Genomic DNA, 5,574 nt, shown 5'->3' on the forward strand with positions numbered 1-5,574 from the left:
GAAATGGCAAGTGCAGAGCCAGAGAAAAATTTTGTTGGCGTAGAAGTGCATCGTCCTGGCGTTGGCGCATTATTAGCACAAGCTGGCGATGCAGGCTTAACAAATCTTCGGGTACTCTGTTGTGATGCTGTTGAACTGTTGAAACAGGATATTCCAGACGAAAGCTTAGCGCGGCTCCAACTCTATTTTCCAGACCCATGGCATAAGAAAAGGCACCATAAGCGCAGAATCGTACAGCCTGAGTTTGCGGCTTTGGTGGCATCTAAACTAGCTGATGGCGGCGTTTTTCACATGGCAACGGACTGGGAGCCTTATGCCGAGCATATGGCCGAGGTGATGGATGTGGCTCCAGATTTTGAAAACTGCACCCAGCCAGGGCCTTACTCAGAAAAACCGGATTACCGTCCAACCACTAAGTTTGAACGTCGTGGTGAGCGCTTGGGTCATGGTGTATGGGATTTGCTTTATCGCAAGCGCTCAGCGTAACAGCGCGAAGTAACAGAACAGATGCTGAAACTTCCCTTTTTAACTGCAAAGACCAAACGATCTCCAAGTATGCAAGAATCAACGTCGGCTAATCGAAACGAGTTGAGCAAGCACGTGCTTGAGTATCTTGCCGAACATCAGTTGTCAGCTGTCTATGATGTTAAAGATTCTCTAAAAATTCCTGAGATGGGTCGAGTGATTGTCTTGGCCAACGATCCTTTGCCAGGCATTTCAACGTTAGCGCTTTTGTACTTTGTATCTCAGGTACGACAAGACCTGAGATTCATTGGCGATTGTGACAGCCCGTGGTTATCTGAATTTCGATCGCTCAGCTGCATGGGCGATTCAGACGAAACAACCAGGCTTGCCGCGACTGAACACCTTGCAAACGAGGGCGTATTGATTATTCAGCCGGTGCACTTTGGCCGTTCTTCAGGTGTACCAAAGTTGACTCAGGAAAGATGGCCGACGGATTTCTTGAAGCTTGCCACGCATACCTTGAGCCCCATATTGCACGTGCACGTATCCAGTGATGAGCAGCCTTTTTTGCAGCAGGTGCGCGGTTTTTACCGTGGGCATGGAGTATTTCAAAAACTTGCCAGTCGCGTTTTGCCAGAAACCTATGACCAGAAACTCAGGGTTGGGGAGTTAATCGACGCGGCAGATTACAAAGATCTTCCGTTGCGTGATCGTTTTAAAGCCAAATTGTTGCGTAAACAGCTTTATCGGGTCGCTTCAGGTAAAGGCTCCTACTTTAAAACCTTGCCCGCAATAGCCCTGCCAGAACCTCGAGAGCATCTTTTGGCCGAGCTTGCTAACGCAGCGTTATTAGGTAAAACCAAAGATCATAAGTTGATTTATCTTTGCTCTGTTCAGCAATCGTCTTCCTTGTTACGAGAGATTGGCCGTTTGCGAGAACAGGCATTTCGCTTGGTTGGGGAAGGAAGCGGAAAGGCTTGTGATATAGATGCTTATGATTTGGATTACCAGCATATCGTCCTCTGGGATGCGCAGGACAAAGAAGTCGTCGGGGCCTATCGCTTGCGAACAACATTCGACTTAGATGCGGATCGTCTCTACACCTCTACGTTGTTTGACTATCAAGCTGAAGCGAAGCGCATCATGCCTCGCGGTGTCGAGTTAGGCCGAAGTTTTGTACAGCCTAAGTATTGGGGTTCCCGCAGTCTCGATTATTTATGGGCCGGCATTGCGGCTTATATTCGTAGCAATCCAAGAGTGCGCTATTTGCTGGGGGCTGTCAGTATTTCCAATGCGTTCAGTCAGCAGGGTAAGGATTTATTGCTCGGTTATTACGGCAAATACTATCTTGATGATGATCCCATCGTTCGCTGCAAGCGTCCTTATATGATGGGTTATTCAGCGAAAGAGCAGAATGCACGTTTGTTTGAGGGGCTGGATGCAAGAGATGCCTTTGTCACTCTGCGAGAACAGCTCGGACTTATCGGGCATTCCGTCCCAACCCTGTACAAGCAGTACACTGAGTTATGCGATGAAGGCGGCACACGTTTCCATGGCTTTAACATTGATCCCGATTTTCAGGACTGCATTGACGGTCTAGTCGTTGTCGACTTGAATCGTTTAAAGCCGCTCAAGCGAAAGCGCTACGAGCTGGTAAATCATGATTTTCTCGCCTACGACGAAAAGTTGAAACAAACACCATGACAGAAAAAAAGAGCGCGCTGAGTGAAGATTATCGCTTTCGTTTCGGCGGCATAGCGCGCCTGTATGGGGAGCAAGGCTTATTGCAGCTCGCGCAAAGTCATGTGGCCGTCATTGGCATCGGAGGCGTAGGTTCATGGGCCGCGGAGGCCTTGGCTCGATCGGGTGTTGGAGAAATCACCTTGATTGATCTTGATGACGTGTGCGTGTCGAACATTAACCGCCAGGTTCACGCTCTTCAGGCTACGGTTGGCCAGATGAAAACAGAAGTAATGGCTCAGCGAATCAAGGAAATTAGTCCAGAGGTGCGTGTGCATGTGCAACACAGTTTTCTCTCGCCGAACAATGTTGCTGAACTGCTGACTAAAAACCTAGATTATGTGTTTGATGCGACAGACAGTATCAAGGCTAAAACGGCTATGATCGTTCATTGCCGGCGAAACAAGATCCCTATTTTATGCTGCGGTGGTGCTGGCGGTCAGATGGATCCAACTCAGATAGCGATCGAAGATTTAGCGCGCACAACCCAAGACCCATTGCTTGCCAAGATACGTAGTAACCTTCGGCGACACCATAATTATTCGAGAAACCCGAAGCGGAAGTTTAGTGTGGAGTGTGTATACTCAACTGAGCAACTGAAATACGCACAGGCGGATGGTTCTGTCTGCTTGAATAAGCCCGAAGATGGCGGGCCAGCGAGACTTGATTGCGCCTCGGGCTTTGGAGCGGTTACGTCGGTTACGTCTGTTTTTGCGATGGTTGCCGTGTCGCGCATACTGTCAAAACTGACGAAAACAATAATATAAACAACGATAAAAGGACAAGGACGCATGCAAAGGGTCGTTCAGGATGCTTGAATATAGCACGATCACATTAGCGGCCATCGGCGTCGTTTCTCTCATATGTCAGTGGGTCGCATGGCGATTGCGTCAGCCAGCGATTTTATTTCTTCTTGTCGCTGGTATCCTTGTTGGTCCTGTCAGCGGTTTGTTAGATCCCGATGCTCTGCTCGGCGATATGCTCTTCCCAATTGTTTCTCTTGCTGTTGCCGTTATCTTGTTTGAAGGTAGCTTAACCCTGAAGTTCTCTGAGATTCGAGGGCATGGAAAAATGGTCACGAATCTGATCATTTACGGCACCATTGTGACCTGCCTTGTCGGAACACTCGCCGCTTACTTCGTGCTTGATATGCAGCTGTCTCTAGCGATGCTGTTTGGCGCGATCGTTGTTGTTAGTGGCCCAACCGTGATTATGCCGCTGTTACGCGCGGTCAGACCATCAGGTCGAATAAGTAACATTCTTAAGTGGGAAGGGATTGTAATCGACCCTGTTGGAGCCTTGCTCGCAGTTCTGGTGTTCGAGTTTATCATCGCTTCCAACGGCGCAACTGCTGGAGAAAGCAGTGCGTTTATGTCTACCATGTTCACCTTTGGCGCAACGCTGGTACTTGGGCTGACGCTCGGTTGCGCATCAGGCTATCTATTGGGCGAGGCTTTGCGCAGTCAATGGTTGCCGCAGTTCTTGCTTAATACTGGCGTACTGACCTTTATGCTCGGTGTGTATGCCGCCTCAAACTTTCTGGTGCATGAATCGGGATTGTTGACGGTCACCGTTATGGGGATCTGGCTTGCTAATATGCGAGGTGTGCCTATTGATGAGATTCTCGAATTTAAAGAGTCTCTTTCTGTTCTTCTAATTTCTGCCTTGTTCATTCTTCTGGCAGCGCGGATGGAGTTGCAGGCAATCTACGATCTGGGCGCAGGGGCCATTTGGATTCTTGCGGCGCTGATCTTTATCGCCCGGCCTTTAGCCGTCAATTTGGCTTCGCTAGGAACAGACCTTAGCTGGCAAGAGCGGTCTTTTTTAAGCTGGATTGCACCCCGCGGTATTGTGGCTGCTGCGGTGTCCTCGCTATTTGCTTTCAGGCTTGAAGAAATTGGTATTGAAGAAGCCGCAATGCTCGTGCCTTTGGTATTTTTAGTGATTGTGATTACCGTTGCGTTGCAAAGCATTTCAGCCACTCCGCTGGCGAAGTTACTTAAAGTGCGTGAGCCATCGAGTAATGGGTATTTATTTTTGGGCGCAAACGCCGTTGCGCGAGATATTGCGAAAGCCTTTCAAAAGCTTGATGTTCCAGTTGTGTTGTCAGACACCAGTTGGGAAAACTATCGGGCGGCTCGAATGGAAGGTTTGTCGGTTTACTATGGAAACCCGGCTTCAGAGCATGCTGAGAACAACCTCGAAATGACGGGTATTGGGCAATTCTTGGCGATTTCACCGTATAAAAAATTAAATGCTCATGTCGTTTATCACTTCCTTGACCGTTTCAACGCTCAGCACGTTTTCGCATTAAGCGAGGGAGAAATGGAGCAACGTGCCAGTCATCAAACACCAGAGACCTTTATGCAGGCGGCGAGTCTTTTTCAGGATGGTTTGAGTTATGCAAAACTGGCAAGTTTGTACAGTAAGGGCGCTCGGGTAACAATTACACGATTAACGGAAGAGTTTTCGTTTGACGCTTATCTAAAAGAGCACGGCGCAAATCTCACTCTACTGTTTTCCGTCGCGCCCAGTGGGGCGGTGTATCCAGCGGGAGGTGCTGAGAGCGTTGCTCCCAAGGCTGACTGGCAAATGGTCAGCCTGGTGCAAAAGAAAGCCCCCGTTCCAGCAGCAGAGGCTGGAGCCAAGAAGGATGCCTAGTGCGCGTGATCACCGTGGTGCGGATGGTCGATGGTGTAAATAAGCGCTCTAGCAAAATCCTGTCGCGTAATAATGCCGACGAGCGCACCCTCGTCCACAACGGGCACGCGACGGCGTCCGCCAACAAACATGTCAGCAAGCACCAAAATATTGTCGTTTGCCTTTACACAGTCGACTTCTTTCGTCATATGGTCTGCGACGCGATCGCTAGCACTTTGATAATAGCCATCCATTAACGCTTCTTTTAGGCAATCAATCTCTGAGAGCATACCGACTAAGCGGCGCTCGTTGTCGAGCACTGGAGCGCCAGAGTGCCCTTGCTTTAAAAGTTGCCGCAGCGCCTCTATCACATTGTCTTCCGGTTTGAAGCTGGTGACATTGCTGCTCATATAATCTTTCACTAGAATGCTTTTCACGGTGCCCTCCCTTGTATTCGTTATGTTTATAGTATGCGCTACAGATGTTGCCAACGCATTAATGAAATTTGTTTACCTTGATCTGAGTATGTCTTGAAGGCGTGTCGAATGGTTTCGGGTGCGTCTTCGACTGCCTCAGGAAGGAAGTTCAGCGTCTCGTATAGCGCAGTTAAGTGCATGTATGGGAAGGTCCAGACCTCATTAAGCTCACTATGCTCTAGGGCGTAGCGAATGAGATCCGATCCGAGCCCACGNCCTCGGTAGGAGGGGGCAACGAAAACGCCTCTTAGTA

6 protein-coding genes are annotated in these 5,574 nt (G+C 49.1%); 4 read left to right on the plus strand and 2 right to left on the minus strand.

The window, feature by feature from the left end:
- The 4 genes from trmB to A3751_RS02795 all read left to right on the plus strand — a co-directional run.
- Nucleotides 1-486 (plus strand): tRNA (guanosine(46)-N7)-methyltransferase TrmB (gene trmB, locus A3751_RS02780; RefSeq protein ID WP_068451828.1); only part of this gene is annotated, 486 nt, incomplete at its 5' end.
- Between the two features lie 69 nt (nucleotides 487-555).
- On the plus strand, nucleotides 556-2,169 hold the full coding sequence (locus tag A3751_RS02785) for a lysophospholipid acyltransferase family protein (RefSeq protein WP_068490742.1): 1,614 nt from the start codon (nucleotides 556-558) through the stop codon (nucleotides 2,167-2,169).
- Entirely contained in the window at nucleotides 2,166-2,972 is an 807-nt protein-coding gene (tcdA, locus tag A3751_RS02790; RefSeq protein WP_068451834.1) for a tRNA cyclic N6-threonylcarbamoyladenosine(37) synthase TcdA, read from the plus strand. The genes A3751_RS02785 and tcdA overlap by 4 nt, the downstream gene beginning before the upstream one ends.
- Before the next feature lie 43 nt (nucleotides 2,973-3,015).
- Nucleotides 3,016-4,866: a sodium:proton antiporter gene (locus A3751_RS02795; RefSeq protein ID WP_068451837.1), complete on the plus strand. Its 1,851-nt coding sequence runs from the start codon at nucleotides 3,016-3,018 to the stop codon at nucleotides 4,864-4,866.
- On the opposite strand, the gene A3751_RS02800 is transcribed toward A3751_RS02795, so the two are convergent.
- Both A3751_RS02800 and A3751_RS21710 read right to left on the minus strand, forming a co-directional pair.
- Nucleotides 4,863-5,282 carry a CBS domain-containing protein gene (locus A3751_RS02800; protein ID WP_082863017.1) on the minus strand — a complete coding sequence of 140 codons (420 nt, stop codon included), beginning with the start codon at nucleotides 5,280-5,282 and terminating at the stop codon, nucleotides 4,863-4,865. The genes A3751_RS02795 and A3751_RS02800 overlap by 4 nt on opposite strands.
- A 38-nt stretch (nucleotides 5,283-5,320) precedes the next feature.
- Nucleotides 5,321-5,574: GNAT family N-acetyltransferase (locus A3751_RS21710; protein WP_156492222.1), on the minus strand; the 254-nt coding region annotated here is incomplete at its 5' end.

The sequence above is a fragment of the Oleiphilus sp. HI0080 genome (assembly GCF_001635135.1).